The organism is Microbaculum marinisediminis (genome assembly GCF_025397915.1).
Taxonomy (GTDB): Bacteria; Pseudomonadota; Alphaproteobacteria; order Rhizobiales; family Tepidamorphaceae; genus Microbaculum; species Microbaculum marinisediminis.
Window position 1 is genome coordinate 540,713 of the sequence record NZ_JALIDZ010000003.1, and the last position, 18,620, is coordinate 559,332.

Genomic DNA, 18,620 nt, shown 5'->3' on the forward strand with positions numbered 1-18,620 from the left:
GTCTCGTCTCCTTGCTCGTGTGGGGCCGCGATCGGCCCATCGTGCGGCCCATCGGTTGGCCCGTCCTTCTGGGACTTACGTAGCGGTTGATAGCGAGTCGAAAAGGCCGTAGTGATCGATGATATTGTTGCCGAAGGCTGAACAATGGACCGGATGGCGGAGATCGAAACCTTCGTCCAGGTTGCCGAATCCGGGGGGATCGGAGCGGCGGCCGAGCGACTGGGGGTTGCCAAATCGGCGGTGAGCCGCCGCCTGAAGGAGCTCGAGGAGCGCCTCGGCGTGCGGCTCGTCAACCGCACGACACGGCAGCTGAGCCTTACCGATACCGGCAAGACCTATTACGAGCGGGCGGTCCAGATCCTCGCCGATCTCGAGGATGCCGACCAGAACGCCGCCGCGCTGCACGGGGCGCTGTCGGGCCGGCTCAAGATCGCCGCGCCGCAGTCCTTCGGCGTGATGCACCTGACGCCGGCGGTGACCGGTTTCCTGAACAATCATCCGGAACTGTGGATCGACCTCGACCTGAACGACCGGCGCGTCGACCTCGTCAACGAGGGGTTCGACCTGGCGGTCCGTATCGGCCGGCTCGAGGATTCGAGCCTGATCGCGCGGCGCCTGGCGCCGGTGCGCAACGTCGTCTGCGCAAGCCCCGACTACCTCGCCCGGCACGGCATGCCCGAACGCCCGGAAGACCTGATGGCGCACACCTATCTGCGCTATTCGAACGTGCCGGAACGGCGGGTGTTCAGCTGGATCGACGAACACGGCCGCGAGCGCGTCGTCAATCCGAAGGCGCGGCTCGTCTCCAACAACGGCAACATGCTGCAGGCCGCGGCGGAGGCGGGGCTCGGCATCATCTCGCAGCCGACATTCCTGGTCTATCAGTCGATCCGCGAGGGGCGCCTGGTGCCGATCCTGACCGACATCGAATGGTGGCAGCTCGGCGCCTACGCGCTCTATCCGCCCGGCCGGCATCTGTCGGCGAAGGTGCGCGCCTTCGTCGACCATCTGGCCACCTGCTTCGGCGACCCGCCCTACTGGGACGATCTCGGCGCCGCCGGCCCGGTCGTGCGGGCAATGGCGGGCTAGATCCGGCCCGGCCTCCTGTCACAGGTTTATAACTTGACTTTCAAAGTCGATAATCTTATCGAGGGTTGGTTGCGCCTGTAACTAATCTGGAACGATTCAAAACTGAGGCCAGCGGTGATCGTCTGTTCCTGCAATGCCCTGTCGGATCGCGAGATACGCGCGTGCCTGTCGCCGGGGCCGGACTGTCCCTTTACGCCGGCCCAGGTGTACCGGTGCCTGGGGTGCAGCCCGCAATGCGGGCGCTGTGCGCGCACGATCCGCGAGATCATGGACGCGGCCCTGCCGGCTGTGCACAGCGGCTGCGTGACGCAATGCAACGCCGTGTGCCCGCTGCGGGCCGAGGAGGCGGGCGATGGCGCGGCGGGCGGCCGGCTCGACGCGTTCGAGTTGGCCGAGGAGGCATATACCGACGGTCCCGTTCGCGTCTGAGCCTCGTTTCGGCGCCGATTGCCGCACCGTCTCCCTGTTCCTATCCAAAATCGCGAAAAATGCGCTAGCTTGACGGCATCGCTGATGTCCGATCGCGATCAGGCCGGAAGGCGGTTCTTCCGGCGATGGTCGAAATTTTCCCCAAGTCACCGGTACGCTGCGGCAGAAGGAGGAGTTTTGTCATGAAAGGCGACGCGAAAGTCATCGAATACCTCAACAAGGGCCTGCGGTCCGAGCTGACGGCGGTCAGCCAGTACTGGCTGCACTACCGGCTGCTGGAGGACTGGGGCTTTCTCGACCTCGCCAAGAAATGGCGCGAGGAATCGATCGAGGAGATGGGCCATGCCGACAAGTTCATCGCGCGGATCATCTTTCTCGAGGGCTTTCCGAACTTGCAGGAGCTGAACCCGCTGCGCATCGGCGAAAACGTCCAGGAAATCCTCGAGGTCGACCTGGCCGGGGAATACGAGGCGCGCACGCTCTATCTGGAAGCGGCCAAGTACTGCGACTCCGTCAATGACCGGGTGTCGAAGAACCTGTTCGAGGAGCTGGCCACCGACGAGGAGGGGCATATCGACTTCCTCGAAACCCAGCTCGACCTGATCGAGAAGGTGGGCGTGCAGCTGTATTCCCAGAGACACATGGGCGGCCTCGGGGACTGAGGCCCGAAACGACCGCAAGGCCGCGCTGGACCGGCGCGGCCTTGCGTGATATCAGGGCCGACCTTCGACGGGAGAGACACCGCCCCATGTTGCGGATCGTAGAGCGACGACGAGTTGGAACGCGCGAAAGCGCGTGCACCGCCGTTGCGCCCCGTCGCCCGCGCCGCCGCCTGTAAGAGCGTCGGCCAATCCCGACAGACCCACTGGAACCGGCTCGCGGTCCCCGGGGCGCCCGACAAGACGCTCTCGGGACCCCTGACATGACCGCCCTGACCAAACCGATCGCCGAAATCCAGTACGAAGACCTTTCCCACCTCGAAATCGTCGAGGGCCTGCTCGACGAGGCGTTCGGGCCCGGCCGTTTCGCCAAGACCGCCTATCGGTTGCGCGAGGGAACGGTGCCGATACCCGAGCTGAGCTTCGTCGCGACGCTGAAGGGGCGGCCGATCGGCGCGGTCCGGCTGTCGCCGATCACCATCGGCGGCGCCGAGGCGCTGTTCCTCGGACCGCTGGTGGTCCATCCCGACCACAAGAACCAGGGCTACGGGCTGACGCTGATGAACCGTGCGCTACATGCCGCCAGGCAGCTCGGCCATCGGCTGGTCGTGCTGGTCGGCGATGCGCCCTACTACGCGCGGGCGGGCTTCAAGCCGATCCCGCCCGGCCGGGTGAGGCTGCCGGGGCCGGTGGACCCGAACAGGCTGTTGGCGTGCGAACTCGTCGAGGGATCGCTCGACGCGGTCAGCGGTATGGCGCGGCCGGCGCCTCGTCGCTGAAGCCGCGCGTTCCCGGACCCGTCACCGGCCCTCGCGGTACCAGGCGGCGGTGAGGGTGGCCAGCAGTAGGACGAGGCCGAGCAGCCCGGCAAGTAGCGGCAGCGCCCGGACGCCGCGCAGGATGGAGGCGTCGGTGGTCTTGAGACCTAGCCAGTCGCTGCCGTGCATGCGCGTGGCCGTGCGCATGGGCAGCACGCGCGGCACGGACAGCCGGTCCGCATCGGCGACGCGGAACATGCCGCCGCCGGTTGCCTCGGCGATCGGGGCAAGGGCCCGTTCGGTCGAGAGGACGTCGGTGAACTCGCGCGGATTGTCGGGCCCGACATTGGCGAGCGTACGCAGGTCGCCCTGGCTGACGCGGTAGATGCCGAGGTCGGCGACCGGCGTCTTGCCGCGCCACAGGCCCGGCTCGATCTCCTCGAGCGTGAGTTCGACGACGTCGCCGGCCGGGGTCTCGACGCGGGCGGGCTCGGCGGTGTCGGCCATGGTGCGGCGCTCGATGACCAGTTCGTCGCCGCGGCCCTGGGCGATCAGCGCCTCTTCCTCGAGATCGTTTTCCTTCATCAGCCAGTGGGCGAGGCGGCGCAGCAGCGGAACATAGGGACCGCCGCCCTCGAAGCCGCGCGCCCACAGCCAGGCGTGGTCGGACAGCATCAGCGCGACGCGGCCCTCGCCCTCGCGCTCGACGACGAGCAGCGGCTTGTCGTCGGGGCCGGTCATCAGCGTGGCGCCGCGCGAGACGTCGGAATCGATCAGCCGGAACCAGCGGCTCCAGTCCGGCGCCTCGGCGCCCTCCAGGAGATCGCGGGTGATCGGATGGCGGCGGCCGGCGTCCGACAGGTCGGCGCGATAGGGCGTCTCGGTGACGGTCCCCGTCGGCGCGGCCGGCAGGACGGGCGCGAGCGGGGTGCGGTAGATGCTGCCGTTGTCGGCGTATTCCGGGCCGGCGGCGACCAGGACGGCGCCGCCGTCTTCGACGTAGCGCGCGATGTTGTCGTAGTAGAGCACCGGCAGCACGCCGCGGCTCTGGTAGCGGTCGAAGATGATGAGGTCGAACTCGTCGATCTTGACCGAGAACAGTTCGCGCGTCGGGAAGGCGATCAGCGACAGTTGCGAGATCGGCGTGCCGTCCTGCTTCTCCGGCGGCCGCAGGATGGTGAAGTGGACGAGGTCGACCGCGGCGTCCGACTTCAGGATGTTGCGCCAGGTGCGCTCGCCCGCATGCGGCTCGCCGGAGACCAGCAGCACCCTGAGATTGTCGCGGATGCCCTCGACGGTGATCACCGCCCGGTTGTTGAGCGTGGTGAGCTCGCCGGGGGCTTCCTCGGCCTCGATCTCGATGATGTTGCGGCCGCCATGGGCGATCTCGACGGGTACGGTGACGTTGTCGCCAAGCGTCACGTTCATGCCGGTGATTGGCTCGCCGTCGCGGGAGATGGTGACGCGGGCGCGCGGCGCGACCGGCCCGGTGTCTTCGCGCGGGCCGAGATCCTCCACGCGGAAGGTAATCTGCTGCTCCTGGCCGACGATGCCGAACCGCGGCGAGGAATGCACGACGAGGCGGCGGTCGCGCTCGCGGTCGTTGCCGGACAGCAGGACGTGCAGCGGCGCGTTGAAGCCGAGCTGCTCGGCGCGCTCTGGCACGTCGTGGACCTGACCGTCGGTGACCAGCACGGCGCCGGCGATGCGGTCGGAGGGCACGTCGGCGAGGCCGCGTTCGAGCGCGGTGAACAGCTCGGTGCCGTCGGCGCCGGTCGAGGTGACGTCGATCCAGCGTGCCTCCAGTCCGCGCAGCCGGCCGATCCGCGCCTCCAGCTCGGCGCGCGCCGCGTCGGTCTCGGCCGTGCGCTCGGCGAGCGTCTGGCTGGCGCTGCGGTCGACGACGACCGCGACGACGCCGGGCAGGACCTCGCGGTCCTCTTCCTTCAGCGAGGGATCCAGCAGCGCCAGGATGAACAGGGTCGCGGCGAGCGCGCGCAGCCAGGCGCCGGGCACGCGCTGGACCAGGCCGAGCAACGAGACGGCCGCGACGCCGACGGCCAGCACCGCGATCAGCCGCCAGTCGACGAGGGGGGCGAAGTCGACGCTCCAGGTCATCGCCTACTGCCCCAGCCGTTCGAGAAGCGCCGGCACGTGCACCTGGTCGGCCTTGTAGTTGCCGGTCAGGGTGTACATGACGATGTTGACGCCGGAGCGATAGGCCATCTCGCGCTGCAGGTCGCCGCCGGGCGCGACGGGATAGAGCGGACGGTTGTCGTCGCCGACCGCCCACGCCCCGGCCAGATCGTTGGAGGTGATGATGATCGCCGAGACGCCGTCGGCGTTGCGGGCGGGCCGCGCGGCCTCGTTCGGGTCGCGCAGGGCCGCCTCCACCCACAGCGGGCCGCCGTCCCAGCGGCCGGGGAAATCCTGCAGCAGATAGAACGCCTTGGTCAGCACGTGATCGCCGGGAACCGGCTCCAGTTCGGGGATGTCGAGCCCGCGCAGCAGGGTGCGCAGCCGCAGCATGCCGGGGCCGGCGACGGCGCCGTCGAGGCCGGGCCGGGCCTCGAGCTGGTCGCGGGTGTCGAACAGGATGGTGCCGCCCTGCTTCATGTAGGCGTCGATCTTGGCGAGCACGTTGGGTGCGGGCGGCTCGGCCTGCGGATCGATCGGCCAGTAGAGCAGCGGGAAGAAGGCGAGTTCGTCGCCGGCGATGTCGACGCCGATCGGCGGGGCGGGTTCCAGCGCGGTGCGGTCGGCGAGGACACGGGACAGCCCCTCGAGGCCGGCGCGGCTGGTCTCGTCGATCTCGCGATTGCCGGTCCGCACATAGGCGAGATGCGTTCTCAGCGTCGCCTCGAGGGCGAGCCTGTCGGCGTCGTTCAGTCCGTCTCCGGACGATTGCGCGGCGGCCGGATCGGCGTGCGGCGCCATGATGGCGAAGGCCAGCATCGCGCCCGTGGCCGCGCCGCGCATGGATCCGACCCGCAGCCGGCGTCCGCTCAGCAGCAGGACGGCGATGCCGTCGGCGATCAGCAGGATGACGGCGGCGACCAGAAGCCAGGGACCGATCGAGCGCGGCTCCGAGGCCGGGTAGGTCTCGACGGTCAGGCCGCCGGCATCGAGCGCGGCGAAGGTGGTGGCTGCATCGATCACATTGAGGGCGCGGAACGCGTCGGGCTCGCCGTAGAGGCCGGGCGGGTGTATCGCGCTCGGCCTCGTCGTGGCGAAATCGGCGGTGGCGACGGGCTCGGCGCGCGGCGGCGGGCTGCCGAGGACGCCGGTGGCGTCGAGCGAACGCAGCGGCCGCAGGATGCCGCCGGGGACGCCGCGGGCCGCGGCCGAGGCGTCCTCGGGCGCGCCTGACAGATCGACGATCCGGCGCAGCATCTCCACGAAGACGCCCGAAAGCGGCAGGTTTGACCAGGCCGCGTCGGCGGTGACGTGGAACAACACGATCCAGCCGTCGCCGCGCCGGGCGGCGGTCACCAGCGGGGTGCCGTCGGCGAGGCTGGCCCATGTCTTCTCGACGAGGTCGATCGACGGCTCGGCAAGCACCTGGCGGGTGACGCGGACGTCGGGCGGTACCTCGAGGCCGGCGAAGGGGGTGTCTTCGGAAAATTCGGCGAGCGGCTGCGGCTCGCTCCAGGACAGGGTCCCGCCGAGCGAGCGGTCGCCGCTGCGCAATTCCACCGGCACGAAGGTGTCGTCCTCGGCGCCGGCAAGGCGCGGGCCGGCGAAGCGCACCAGCACGCCGCCATTGTCGACCCACTGGCTCAGCTCGTCCTGGGTGTCGCCGACCAGCGTGCCGATATCGGCAAGCACCAGCGCGGACACGCGCTGGTCGAGAAGCTGCTCGATGGCGACGGCGAGGTTCGGGTCGGGACTTTCGCGCAGGTCGGCGAAGGGGGTGAGCGCCCGCGTGATGTAGTAGAGAGGCGACAGGAGCGGCTGCGCCCGCTCCCGCGTCTCGCCGGAGACCAGCCCGATCACGCGGCGGCGCCAGCGGTCGTCGAGGAGCTGGACGCCGCCGGCGGTCTCCTCCTCGCCGATCTCGAGCCGGGCGATGTCGTTGCGAAGCTCGACGGGCAGGTCGACGATCGCCTCGGCGCGCGCCGCGTCGCCCTCGAAGGCGTAGGGGGTCTCGGCGATCACGCGCCCCTTGAGGTCGCGGGCGCGGATGGTGCCGGCCGATCCGCTTTGCGTCGCGGCGCGCAGGATGCCGACATGCAGGCCACCGGTCTCGTTGAGGGCGGGGGACAGCGCCAGCGGCAGGTCGCCGGCGGCGGGCGTCGCCACCTCGACCGTTTCGGCGCCCGCGCTTTCCAGGGCCGCGGCGAAATCGGCGCCGTCGGCATAGGCGATGCCGTCGGACAGCCAGACGATCTCGCCGATGCCGTAGCGGGTGACGGCATCGGCGACCAGGGGGGCGAGCGCGGCGCGGTCGGGTTCGTGCGGGGCGACGGAGAGGCCCGCGAGCTTCTCGCGCGCGGCGGCGGCGTCGCCCGGTTCGCCGAGAACGGTGTCCGTCGCCGTGGCGGCGAGCATGGCCGGGCGCCCGGCGCGTCCGGCCTCGGCGAGGATCTCGTCGGCGGTCGCGGATACGCGTTGCCAGTTCGGCGCCGCGCCCCAGCCGTTGTCGACGACGACCAGGATCGTGCCGTCGCCGCCGGCCGTCACCGCCTGCGGATTGAGGATGGGCCGGGCCATGGCGATGATCACCAGCGCGGCGAGCAGCATCCTGAGCAGAACCAGCCACCACGGGCTCTTCGACCGCGTCTCTTCGCGCTGGTCGATCTCTAGCAGGATGCGCGTCGGCGGGAAGGCGACGCGGAGCGGGCGCGGCGGCGTGAACCGCAACAGCCACCAGATCGCCGGCAGCAGCACCAGCGCGGCCAGAAGCCACGGCTGCGCGAAGGCGATGGGCAGGCCGGCGATCATGCGCCCGTTCCCGTGGCGACGCCGCGGGCGAAGGTGCGCGGATCGTTGCCGCCGGACAGGCGGGCGTGCAGGGCCAGCACAGGCTCCTGCGCCGGACGGTCGGTGTGGTGCACGAGCTGGCTCCAGCCGATGCGCCCGGCGACGGCCTTCAGCCGGTCCCGACGCTGGGCCATGCGGGCGCGATAGGCCTCACGCACCGTCTCCGCGCGCCCGGCGACGTAGCGCAAGCCCAGCGTGGGATCGTGGAACTCGGTGCGGCCGGTGAACGGGAAGGCCTCCTCGACCGGATCGAGGATCTGCGCCAGATGGCCGTGCACCTTGCGCCCGGCGATGGCGGCCAGCGCCGACTCGATGTCGCCGAGCGGCTCGAGGAAGTCGCCGATGGCGATCAGCTCGGAGAAGGGGCCGTAGGGCGCGTCCGTTGGCATGGCGTCGTCGGTCAGCGGCTCGCGCGCGATGGCGACGGCGGCGCGCTCGACGGCATGGCGCTGCGCCGTCGGGCGCAGCAGGCCGACGAGACCGACGCGCTCGCCGCCGCGGATCAGCAGATCGATCAGCGCCAGCGCCATCACCACCGCGCGGTCGATCTTGCGGCACTGGCCCAGCGACGAGCCGAAATACATGGACGGTGAGCGGTCGAGCCAGATCCACACCGTGTGCGCGGCTTCCCACTCCTTCTCGCGGACATAGAGATGGTCGTCGCGGGCCGAGCGGCGCCAGTCGACGCGCTTGGCCGGCTCACCGGACTGGAAATGCCGGAACTGCCAGAACGTCTCGCCTGGCCCGGCGCGACGGCGGCCGTGGATGCCGTGGGCGACCGTGTTGGAGACGAAGCGGGCCTGCAGCAGCAGTTCGGGCATGCGCGCGGACAGCGCCGCGGCCTCCCGGCCGAGATCGGTCGGGGCGGGGGGCGTCAGGTCCAGTTCGGGCCGGGCGACGGCCAAGGCGGATTACCCGAGTTGCTCGATGAAACGGTCAATGACGGAGCCGACGTCGACCCCGTCCGCGCGGGCGGCGAAGGTGATCGCCATGCGGTGCTGCAGCACCGGTCTGGCCAGCGCCACCACATCGTCGATCGACGGCGCCAGGCGGCCCTGCACCAGGGCGCGGGCGCGCACCGTCAGCATGAGGGCCTGACTGGCGCGCGGGCCGGGGCCCCAGGCGATGCGGGCGTCGACCTCGGCATCGCCTTCGCCGGGGCGGGCGGCGCGGACGAGGGAGAGGATCGCCTCGACGACCGACTCGCCGACCGGCATGCGGCGGACGAGCCGCTGGGCGGCCATCAGTTCGTCGGCATCCATGACGCGCTGGACGGCGGCGTCCGAGTCGCCGGTCGTCTCGAACAGCATGCGCCGTTCCGACTCGATGTCCGGATAGCCGACGTCGACCTGCATCAGGAAGCGGTCGAGCTGGGCTTCCGGCAACGGATAGGTGCCTTCCTGCTCGAGCGGGTTCTGGGTGGCGAGCACGTGGAAGGGGCGCGGCATGTCGTGGCGCACGCCGGCGACGGTGACGTGGTGTTCCTGCATCGCCTGCAGCAGGGCGGACTGCGTGCGCGGGCTGGCGCGGTTGATCTCGTCGGCCATCAGGAGCTGCGAGAAGATCGGGCCGCGGATGAAGCGGAAGGACCTGCCGCCGCCCGGCGCTTCCTCGAGCACTTCGGCGCCGAGAATGTCGGAGGGCATCAGGTCCGGCGTGAACTGGATGCGGCGGGCGTCGAGGCCCAGGACGACGCCCATCGTATCGACGAGCTTCGTCTTGGCGAGACCCGGGACCCCGACCAGAAGGGCGTGGCCTCCGGCCAGAACCGTGACAAGGGACTTTTCGACCACGTCTTCCTGTCCGAAGATTACCGTGCCGATGGCGTCGCGCACCGCTTTCAGGCGGGCGGCGGTCGCATCGGCCGAGGCGACGATGTCGTCCGTGGTCCGGGTGTCGGTCTGGGAGGTCTGATTGATCGCGCTCATAGCTTTGACTATATGATCCAACGGAGGCGTGCGGGAAGTGGAGCTTGCTCACAGCAGCGTGAATTGCCGAGACAGGGCGGTCGCCTTCGGCCGCTACCCTATCAGATGTTCGGGCCGCCTTCCGGTTCGATCAGGCCCGGCGAGATGGGCGGAACTATGACCTCCCCGAAACGATCTGCCGAGTTTACGGACCCATCCGCCGGCGGCGGCCTCGCCGGTCTGGAACGGATCGCGCGCGAGGCCGGGGGCAAGGGGATCCCGCCTGTCGAGAGATGGGAGCCGGATTTCTGCGGTGATCTCGACATCCGCATCGCGGCGGACGGCACCTGGTACTACCTGGGCTCGCCGATCGGGCGTAAGCCCCTGGTCCGTCTGTTTTCTTCGGTCCTGCGCAAGGACGCGGACGGGCGCACCTACCTTGTTACCCCGGTGGAAAAGATCGGCATCAGCGTCGATGATGCACCCTTCCTGGCCGTCGAGATGGCGGTGGAGGGCGCGGGGCGGGATCAACGCATCGGGTTTCGCACCAATGTCGACGATTTCGTCGGGGTCGACGGCGACCACCCGTTGCGGTTCGAGACCGAGGCGGGGTCCGGCGGCCTCAAGCCCTATGTGCTGGTACGCGGCCGGCTGGAGGCTTTGGTGGTACGCTCGGTCTTCTACGACCTGGTTGCCCTGGGCGAGGAGCAGACTGTGGATGGAACTGTCATGTTCGGCGTCTGGAGCCAGGGAACCTTCTTTCCCATGGCGCCCGCCGATTCGTTAGTCGGTTTGAAATGAGCGACGTCGACGACGATATCGCCGAGGCGCATGTCCATTCGGCGCCGGCGCTGTTCGCCCCCGACGCGTTCAGGGGGCTTGCGCGGCACAGGCTGCTGAAAGCGCCGCCGGCGGGCGACCTGAATGCGGACCTGCCCCCGGATGTCGGCGATCACGATCTCAATGCCGGGCAACCGATGACGTCGTTCCACGACGGTCCGCCCCGGCGCGCGGCCGTTCTGGTGCCCGTCATCGGGCACGAATCCGGTGCGACCGTGCTCCTGACCCGGCGCACCGAGCATCTGGCCGCGCATGCCGGGCAGGTGGCCTTTCCCGGCGGCAAGATCGAGGGCACCGACGCGACGCCGCTGGCGGCGGCGCTACGCGAAACCGAGGAGGAAATCGGGATTCCCGCCGAGAAGATCGATCCGCTCGGCTATCTCGATCTGTACCAGACCGGAACCGGCTTTCGCATCGTTCCCGTCGTCGCCACGGTCGCGCCGGGATACCGGCTCAGGATCGACGAGAACGAGGTGGCGGACGTGTTCGAGGTGCCGCTCGCCTTCCTGATGACGCCCGACAACCACAAACGCGACAGCCGGGTCTTCAAGGGGCTGGAGCGGCATTTCTACGCCATGCCCTATCGCGACAATTACATCTGGGGCGCGACGGCGGGCATTATTCGCAACCTTTACAATCGGATCTATCGCTGATGTTCCGCGTCATTGCCCTCGAACTGCTCCTGCTGCTGCTGCCGTTCATCGGCTACGCGTTCTATCTGTATTTCTCGCGGATCGATCCGACCAAGCGCGAATCCTGGATCAACAGTCCGATGTACTGGCTGACGATCGGCGGGCTGTTGCTGATGATTGCGGGATTCATCCTGACGGCGACGTTCTCCGGTGCGCCGACCGACGCCACCTACACGCCGGCGCAGATGCGCGACGGAAAGATCGAGCCGGGACACCTGGATTGACCGCCGCGCCGGAATTCCTGCCCGACGGGGCGTGGGTCGAGGCGCCGCCGCTGTCGACGGTGCTGGCGGCGCTGAACCGGGGCGATGTCGAAACACGGATCGTCGGCGGCGCCGTGCGCGACGCGCTGCTGGGCCGGCCGCACGGCGATGTCGACTGCGCCACGACGGCGTCGACGGACGAGATCACGGCGATGGCCGAGGCCGGCGGCCTCAAGGCGGTGCCCACGGGCGTGGCGCACGGGACGGTCACGGTGATCGCCGACGGGCGCCCGTTCGAGGTGACGACGCTGCGCCACGACGTCGAGACGCATGGCCGCCACGCCACGGTCGCTTTCGGGGCGGACTGGGACGAGGACGCGCACCGGCGCGATTTCACCATCAACGCGCTCTATGTCGGCCGCGACGGCCGGCTTTATGACCCGGTCGGCGGCTACGCCGACATCATGGCGCGCCGGGTGCGCTTCATCGGGGGGGCGACCGCGCGCATCCGCGAGGATTTCCTGCGTATCCTGCGGTTCTTTCGGTTCCACGCCCAGTTCGCCGACGGCCCGCCCGATCCGGACGGGCTGACGGCGGCCATCCGCGAGCGGCGCGGCCTGCTCGGCCTGTCGGGCGAACGGCTGCGCCAGGAACTGTTCCGGCTGCTGATCGCCCCCGGGGCGCCGGCGACGGCCGCGATCATGGCCGAGTGCGGAATCCTCGGCATCGTCACCGGCACGGTTTCCCATGTCCCCGCGTTCGTTCGCGCGGTGGCCAACGAGGCCGCGGCAGGTGAGATCCCGGCAGGCGAACACCCAGATTCGGTCCGCAGGCTCGCCGCACTCGCGGTGGCCGTTCCCGAGGATGCCGAGCGTTTGGCCGACCGGTTGCGCCTGTCGAACGCCGAACGGCGCCGGCTCGGCCAGGCGGCGGATGGATGGTGGCATGTTTCGCCCGCTCTGCCGGAGCCGGCGCGCCGGGCGCTGCTCTACCGGCTCGGCGTCGAGGCCTATCGCGACCGCGTCGCGCTGGCGTTCGCGCGCTCCGGAGCGGCGGTGGACGATGCCGGTTGGCGAAGCCTGATGGCGCTGCCGGAGCGGTGGACAGTCCCGCAGTTCCCGATCAAGGGCGCCGACCTGATGCGCCTGGGCCTGCCGAGCGGGCCGGCGATCGGACGGCTCCTGTCCCGGCTCGAGGCCGACTGGATCGCCGACGATTTCGCGCTCGACCGCGATGCGTTGCTGGCGCGGGCGGCGAAGGGGCGGGAAGACTAGGCGGACGCCCGGTCCAGGTCCTGCAGCCGGCGGACGACCTCGGGGATCGGGAAGCCGACGGTTTCCCGGGGGCGGCCGAACAGATAGCCCTGAACCCGGTGACAGCCGATGGCGCGCAATTGCGCGACCTGATCGTGCGTTTCGACCCCCTCGGCGATGATCTCCAGATCGAGCGCCTTGCCGAGGCCGACGATCGCCTGGACGATCGCCGACGTGTTCCGGTCCGCGGTCAATCGCTGGACGAAGGAGCGATCGATCTTGATCTTGTCGATCGGGAAGCGCGACAGGTAGCTCAGGCTCGAGTAGCCGGTGCCGAAATCGTCGAGCGCGATCGAGACGCCGATGCCGCGCAGCCGGTTCAGCGCGGACCGGGCGGTCTCGGTGTTCCTGAGCAGGGCGGTTTCCGTGATCTCGATCTCCAGCCGGTCCGGCGGCAGCGTCGTCCAGCGCAGGACCCGTTCGATCATGTCGGCGACATCGCCGGTGCGGAACTGGGCGGCCGACAGGTTGACCGCCAGCTTCACGGGCTCCGGCCATTCCGTCGCCGCCCGGCAGGCTTTCGTCAAAATCCATTCCGACAGGGGGGCGATCAGGCCGCACGCTTCGGCGGCGGGAATAAACACCTCCGGCGAGACGGGGCCCAGCGCCGGACTGGTCCAGCGGGCAAGGGCTTCGTAACCGGTCAGCGAGCCGGTCCTCAGGTCGAACTGCGGTTGGTAGTAGACCTTGAACCGGTCGGTTCCCAGGTCGCGCCGCAATTCGTCCTCCGTCTGCCGACGGCGGCGGAACTCCCGGTCCATGTCGGCGGTGAAGAAGCGGATCGTGTTGCGTCCCTCCGACTTGGCCCGGTACAGGGCGACGTCGGCGTTCTTGATGAGCGTATCCACGTCGTTGCCATCGGCGGGGGCGATGGAGATGCCGAGACTGATCGAGCACACGAGCTCCTGGCCGTCGATCTCGTTGACGATCGACGTGTTGCGCAGCATGCGCTGCGCGGTGCCGCGCAGGGCCGCGGTGTCGCTGATCCCTTCGATCAGCACGGCGAACTCGTCTCCCGACAGTCGTGCGACGGTGGAGGAGGGGCCGGACATGGCGAGGATGCGCTCGGCCGTCGTCTTGAGGATCCGATCGCCGATCGGATGGCCGAGCGTGTCGTTGATATCCTTGAAGTTGTCGACGTCGATACAGATCACCGCGACGCTGGTGCCGTCGCGCCTGGCGGTTTCGAGCGCCCGGTTCAGGCGTTGCTTGAACTGGGCCCGGTTCGGAAGACCGGTCAGGACATCGTGCATCGCCAGGAACCGGGCCTCGTCCTCGGCGAACCGACGCTCCCTGATGAAGCGCCAGAACACGAAACTCATGATCGAGAGGCCGAGTACGCCCAGGATCACGTAAACGATCCGGCGCGACCACACCGTGCTCTGCAGCAACCGTGCGTCGCGCGTCTGGTCGATATCCATGCGGATCACCCCGGCCAGCTGTCCCACCGACATCACCGGGACGTAGAACACGGTCCGGAACGCTTTGGACCGGTCCGGGTCGACGCGCAGATACTGCAGCGTCCCGGATCGGACGGCCCGTTCGAAGGCTCCGTGGTCGGACGCCGACAGGAAGTCGAAGGCTTTTCTTTGCGGCGGCGACGGAACGGCTATGTCGCCGTCCGGGGCGAGAACCAGCACCGATCGCAGGTCGGCATGCAGGGTATTGGCGCCGGGAATCGCGATCGTGCGCGGGTTTGAAGGGTGATGATCGGCATACTTGAACGTGAGGTCCGGGCCGAGGTGGTTCTCGATGTAATTCTGGATCGCTTCAACAACAGTATCCGCTTCCAGCCGTAATGTTCTCAAGTCTATAAATTTGCCGACTATATATCCAGTGACATAGAGAACGATCACCAGTCCGCATAAGGCGGGAAGTACCATCAGGTCTCCCCGTTTGTCTCGGATCAGCATCATTCCCCCAACTAAAAGGCGAGCGTTGCGGGAATAAATCGTAGTGTTGAAGGCTTAATATTCGCGGAAAGTTTTTGATTGACGTTGCGTTAAATTCGCGGCCGGGCGTCTCCTGCCTCAGGGCCATTTTACCACGGGGGGCATCGACGACAGGATCGAAGCGACATTCCCGCCCGTTTTCAGGCCGAAGATCGTGCCCCGGTCGTAGAGCAGGTTGAATTCGACGTAGCGGCCGCGGCGAACGAGTTGTTCCTCGCGGTCGGCCTCGGTCCAGGGCTCGGCGAAATTGCGGTGCACGAGGTCCGGGTAGACGCCCAGAAACGCCTCGCCGACGGTGCGCGTGAAGGCGAAATCCGCGTCCCAGTCACCGGTATCGACATAGTCATAGAAGATGCCGCCAATCCCGCGCGGTTCCTTGCGATGGGCGAGCCAGAAGTAGCGGTCGCACCAGTCCTTGTATTCCTGCCAGTCGCGGCCGGACGACTCGCACGCCTGACGCATGGCGGCGTGGAAGTCCCGGGAATCGGGATCGTCCTGGGTGCGGCGCCGGTCGAGTACCGGGGTCAGGTCGGCGCCGCCGCCGAACCACGCCCTGGTCGTGACCACGAAGCGGGTGTTCATGTGCACGGCGGGCACGTTGGGATTGTGCAGGTGGGCGATGAGCGAGATCCCGCTCGCCCAGAAACGCGGGTCCTCGGCCGCCCCGGGGATCTGGTCGCGGAATTCCGGGCTGAACTCGCCGTGCACGGTCGAGCAATGGACGCCGACCTTCTCGAAAACCCGGCCGGACATCATCGACATGACGCCGCCGCCGCCGTCGGCGCCGGTGTGGTCGGACCGGTTCCACGGTGTGCGGACGAAGCGGCCGGGCGGCCGGTCGGCGTAGGGCATGCCCGAAGGCAGCGCGTCCTCCAGCGTCTCGAAGGCGGAACAGATGCGGTCGCGCAAGGTCTCGAACCAGGCGCGTGCGGTGTCCTTGCGGTTCGCGAGCGTCGAATCGTCGGTCGGCATGTCGGTCGTCTCGGTCATGGTCGCCATCTGTCGGTCGCCCTACGCCATCCGTGTCCGTTCGGCAACAGGTGTACACGCGATGCGTTCATCGGCATTTGGCGGGGTGCAATCCGTTTTCCGCAGGGGTATTAGGACGGCTCGCCCGTTCGCCGACGTGTGTACCAGCATGCGTCGGGACGCACGAGCCGGGCGGCAAACAGAGCGTTCACAACAGCAATCGGATCCGACAATGCGAATCCTCCTCACACCATCGCATTGACGCACCCTTGCCGAGTTCCCGGGTCATATCCGTGACCCGCCGGCTCCGCATCCGGTGCGTCCCTTCCCAACGCCGCCGAATGTCCGGAGCCAATCATGTTTGCCCGTTTCGAATCCATTATCGATCCTCTTGCCGTCGGCCGTGACAACCGTCCGCCCGACCAGCTTGCCGCGTTCATCTGGTTCTACACCCGTCAGGCGTGGAAAACGCTGGCGGTCCTGATCGTCGTGGCCGGTGCCGTGGCGCTGGTCGAGGTCAGCCTGTTCGCCTTCGTCGGGCACATCATCGACCTGCTGAAAACCGTGGCGCCGGGAGACCTGTTCGCCGAATACGGCCCGACGCTTTTGTGGATGGCGGCGGTCGTGGTGCTGGTGCGCCCGCTGGTGTTCGGACTGCACCTGCTGCTCGTGCATCAGGCCGTCGAGCCGCCGCTGATGAATCTCGTGCGCTGGCAGACGCATCGCTACGTGCTGCGCCAGAGCCTGGGGTTCTTCCAGAACGACTTCGCCGGGCGGCTCGCCAACAAGATCATCCAGACCGGTCCGGCCCTGCGCCAGGCCGTCGTCAGCCTGATCGACGCGATCTGGTACGTCGTCGTCTACACCGGCAGCGCGCTGGTCCTGTTCGCCGATGCCGACGTTCGGCTGACGATCCCGCTGGTACTGTGGATCGTTGCCTATGTGCTGGTGCTCGGGACTTTCGTGCCGCGGGTCAAGGACAACGCCACGATCATGTCGGAGGCGCGGTCGACGCTGACCGGGCGCATCGTCGACAGCTACACCAACGTGATGACGGTGAAGCTGTTCGCCCACGCCGAGCGGGAGGACGACTATGCCCGCGAGGCAATCGTCGACCACACCGCCAAGCACTTCGTGATGATGCGGCAGATCACCGCCATGAACTTCTCGCTGGTGGCGATCAACGGCCTGCTGATCGCCGGCACGCTGGGAATGGCGCTTTGGCTGTGGCAGGCGAGCGCGATCACCATCGGCGCCGTCGCGCTGGCGGCAGGCCTCGTCATGCGCATCAACGCCATGTCCGGCTGGATCATGTGGGTGATGACGGAGATCTTCGAGAACCTCGGGACCGTTGCCGAGGGGATGGAGGCGATCTCCCGGCCCTACACGGTCGTCGACGGGCCGCAGGCCGACCGCCTGCGTGTCGATCGGGGCGCCATCCGCTTCGAGCAGGTGGCATTCCACTACGGCCGCGACAAGGGCGTCATCGACCGGCTGTCGCTGGATATCAAGCCGGGAGAACGGGTCGGACTGGTGGGACGGTCGGGCGCCGGCAAGTCCACGCTCGTCAATCTGCTACTGCGGTTCCACGACGTGGAAGCCGGCCGCATCCTGATCGACGGGCAGGACATCGCCGGCGTTACCCAGGAAAGCCTGCGGGAGGCGATCGGCATGGTGACGCAGGACACGTCGCTGCTGCACCGCTCGGTGCGCGACAATGTGTGCTACGGGCGGCCGGACGCGGACGACGCCGCGATCTGGTCGGCGCTCCGGCGCGCGCATGCCGATGCGTTCGTTCCGGACCTGGTCGACCTGAGCGGCCGGCGCGGGCTCGATGCCCATGTCGGCGAACGCGGCGTGAAGCTCTCCGGCGGTCAGCGCCAGCGGATCGCGATCGCCCGCGTGCTCCTGAAGGACGCGCCGATCCTGATCCTCGACGAGGCGACCTCCGCCCTCGATTCGGAAATCGAGGCGGCGATCCAGGAGGATCTGGAAGCCCTGATGGCCGGCAAGACGGTGATCGCCATCGCCCATCGACTGTCGACGATCGCGCGGATGGACCGGCTGGTGGTGATGGAGGCGGGACGGATCGCCGAAGTCGGCAGCCACGACGAGCTGGTCGCTCGCGACGGGATCTACGCCCGCCTGTGGCGGCGTCAGTCCGGCGGGTTCCTCGGCGAGATCGAGCCGGAGACGCTAGCGTCGATTTCCTGATCTATGTCGGGCTGATCTGTGCGGGACCGGCGGCCGGGAGGCCGCCGGTCTGGCGCAGCGCCTCGCTCAGGAGAATCGCTCCGGCGACGGCGACGTTCAGGGACCGCAGGCCGGGGCGCATGGGAATGAACACGCGCGCGTCCGCCGCGGCGTGAACGTCGTCCGGGACGCCTTGCGATTCCCGCCCGAGCAACACCGTGTCGGCTCTCTGGAAGGCGTAATCGGTATAGGGAACGGCGCCCCTGGTGGTCGCCAGCACCAGACGGCGGCCGTCGCCGCGGAGCGTTTCCAGGAATGTGTCGAACGAAACGTGCCGGGTGAGGGCGACATGGTCGAGATAATCCATGCCGGCACGGCGAAATGCCCGGTCCGACACGGGAAATCCGGCCGGCTCGATGATATCAACCGGCGCGCCGAGGCACGCCCCGAGCCGCAGAACGGTCCCGGTGTTCTGGGGGATGTCGGGCTGATAGAGGGCCAATCGGATCACCGGCACGCCTCGCTGCTTAGAAATATTCGCGACAATTGGCCACGAACCCCTTTGGTGTGCTGGACAACGCGGATCAAGAGTGCAAAAAGGATGCCCGCCTGCCAGGTCGGCGGGCGCGTCCT

Annotated in this window: 16 protein-coding genes; 9 read left to right on the plus strand and 7 right to left on the minus strand. The window is 68.4% G+C overall.

Annotated features, from left to right (window positions below; genetic code table 11):
- Nucleotides 1-153 precede the first annotated feature (153 nt).
- From MUB46_RS08640 to MUB46_RS08655, 4 genes are all read left to right on the plus strand, one after another.
- Nucleotides 154-1,089: a LysR family transcriptional regulator gene (locus MUB46_RS08640; RefSeq protein ID WP_261615477.1), complete on the plus strand. Its 936-nt coding sequence runs from the start codon at nt 154-156 to the stop codon at nt 1,087-1,089.
- 114 nt (nt 1,090-1,203) lie between these two features.
- Nucleotides 1,204-1,518, plus strand: a complete 315-nt coding sequence (locus MUB46_RS08645; protein WP_261615478.1) for a (2Fe-2S)-binding protein — start codon at nt 1,204-1,206, stop codon at nt 1,516-1,518.
- 182 nt (nt 1,519-1,700) lie between these two features.
- Nucleotides 1,701-2,180, plus strand: coding sequence for a bacterioferritin (gene bfr, locus MUB46_RS08650; RefSeq protein ID WP_261615479.1), 480 nt, complete (start codon nt 1,701-1,703; stop codon nt 2,178-2,180).
- A 260-nt stretch (nt 2,181-2,440) separates the two neighbouring features.
- Nucleotides 2,441-2,956, plus strand: coding sequence for a GNAT family N-acetyltransferase (locus MUB46_RS08655; RefSeq protein WP_261615480.1), 516 nt, complete (start codon nt 2,441-2,443; stop codon nt 2,954-2,956).
- Between the two features lie 21 nt (nt 2,957-2,977).
- Here MUB46_RS08655 and MUB46_RS08660 read toward each other — a convergent pair whose 3' ends face one another.
- The 4 genes from MUB46_RS08660 to MUB46_RS08675 are packed head-to-tail and all read right to left on the minus strand — an operon-like array spanning nt 2,978 to nt 9,846.
- Nucleotides 2,978-5,053 carry a hypothetical protein gene (locus MUB46_RS08660; RefSeq protein ID WP_261615481.1) on the minus strand — a complete coding sequence of 692 codons (2,076 nt, stop codon included), beginning with the start codon at nt 5,051-5,053 and terminating at the stop codon, nt 2,978-2,980.
- A gap of 3 nt (nt 5,054-5,056) precedes the next feature.
- Complete coding sequence (locus MUB46_RS08665; protein WP_261615482.1) at nt 5,057-7,879, minus strand: DUF4159 domain-containing protein; 2,823 nt, start codon at nt 7,877-7,879, stop codon at nt 5,057-5,059.
- Nucleotides 7,876-8,823, minus strand: a complete 948-nt coding sequence (locus MUB46_RS08670) for a DUF58 domain-containing protein (protein WP_261615483.1) — start codon at nt 8,821-8,823, stop codon at nt 7,876-7,878. The genes MUB46_RS08665 and MUB46_RS08670 overlap by 4 nt, the downstream gene beginning before the upstream one ends.
- Before the next feature lie 6 nt (nt 8,824-8,829).
- Nucleotides 8,830-9,846 carry an AAA family ATPase gene (locus MUB46_RS08675; protein ID WP_261615484.1) on the minus strand — a complete coding sequence of 339 codons (1,017 nt, stop codon included), beginning with the start codon at nt 9,844-9,846 and terminating at the stop codon, nt 8,830-8,832.
- Between the two features lie 156 nt (nt 9,847-10,002).
- Here MUB46_RS08675 and MUB46_RS08680 point away from each other — a divergent pair, with 156 nt between their 5' ends.
- The 4 genes from MUB46_RS08680 to MUB46_RS08695 are packed head-to-tail and all read left to right on the plus strand — an operon-like array spanning nt 10,003 to nt 12,834.
- Nucleotides 10,003-10,626: a DUF1285 domain-containing protein gene (locus MUB46_RS08680; RefSeq protein ID WP_261615485.1), complete on the plus strand. Its 624-nt coding sequence runs from the start codon at nt 10,003-10,005 to the stop codon at nt 10,624-10,626.
- Nucleotides 10,623-11,318, plus strand: coding sequence for a CoA pyrophosphatase (locus MUB46_RS08685; protein ID WP_261615486.1), 696 nt, complete (start codon nt 10,623-10,625; stop codon nt 11,316-11,318). The genes MUB46_RS08680 and MUB46_RS08685 overlap by 4 nt, the downstream gene beginning before the upstream one ends.
- Entirely contained in the window at nt 11,318-11,581 is a 264-nt protein-coding gene (locus MUB46_RS08690; protein ID WP_261615487.1) for a DUF6111 family protein, read from the plus strand. The genes MUB46_RS08685 and MUB46_RS08690 overlap by 1 nt, the downstream gene beginning before the upstream one ends.
- Nucleotides 11,578-12,834: a CCA tRNA nucleotidyltransferase gene (locus MUB46_RS08695; RefSeq protein WP_261615488.1), complete on the plus strand. Its 1,257-nt coding sequence runs from the start codon at nt 11,578-11,580 to the stop codon at nt 12,832-12,834. The genes MUB46_RS08690 and MUB46_RS08695 overlap by 4 nt, the downstream gene beginning before the upstream one ends.
- On the opposite strand, the gene MUB46_RS08700 is transcribed toward MUB46_RS08695, so the two are convergent.
- Nucleotides 12,831-14,681, minus strand: a complete 1,851-nt coding sequence (locus MUB46_RS08700) for a putative bifunctional diguanylate cyclase/phosphodiesterase (RefSeq protein WP_261615489.1) — start codon at nt 14,679-14,681, stop codon at nt 12,831-12,833. The genes MUB46_RS08695 and MUB46_RS08700 overlap by 4 nt on opposite strands.
- A gap of 222 nt (nt 14,682-14,903) precedes the next feature.
- The gene (gene hemF, locus MUB46_RS08705) at nt 14,904-15,824 is read right to left on the minus strand and encodes an oxygen-dependent coproporphyrinogen oxidase (RefSeq protein ID WP_261615490.1); all 921 of its coding nucleotides are present in this window, start codon (nt 15,822-15,824) and stop codon (nt 14,904-14,906) included.
- 327 nt (nt 15,825-16,151) lie between these two features.
- Between hemF and MUB46_RS08710 the strand changes: the two genes are divergently transcribed.
- The gene (locus MUB46_RS08710) at nt 16,152-18,008 is read left to right on the plus strand and encodes an ABC transporter ATP-binding protein (protein WP_261615491.1); all 1,857 of its coding nucleotides are present in this window, start codon (nt 16,152-16,154) and stop codon (nt 18,006-18,008) included.
- A 1-nt stretch (nt 18,009) separates the two neighbouring features.
- Here the strand turns inward: MUB46_RS08710 and MUB46_RS08715 are convergent, their stop codons facing one another.
- Nucleotides 18,010-18,498, minus strand: coding sequence for a tRNA (cytidine(34)-2'-O)-methyltransferase (locus tag MUB46_RS08715; protein ID WP_261615492.1), 489 nt, complete (start codon nt 18,496-18,498; stop codon nt 18,010-18,012).
- Between the last annotated feature and the right edge of the window lie 122 nt (nt 18,499-18,620).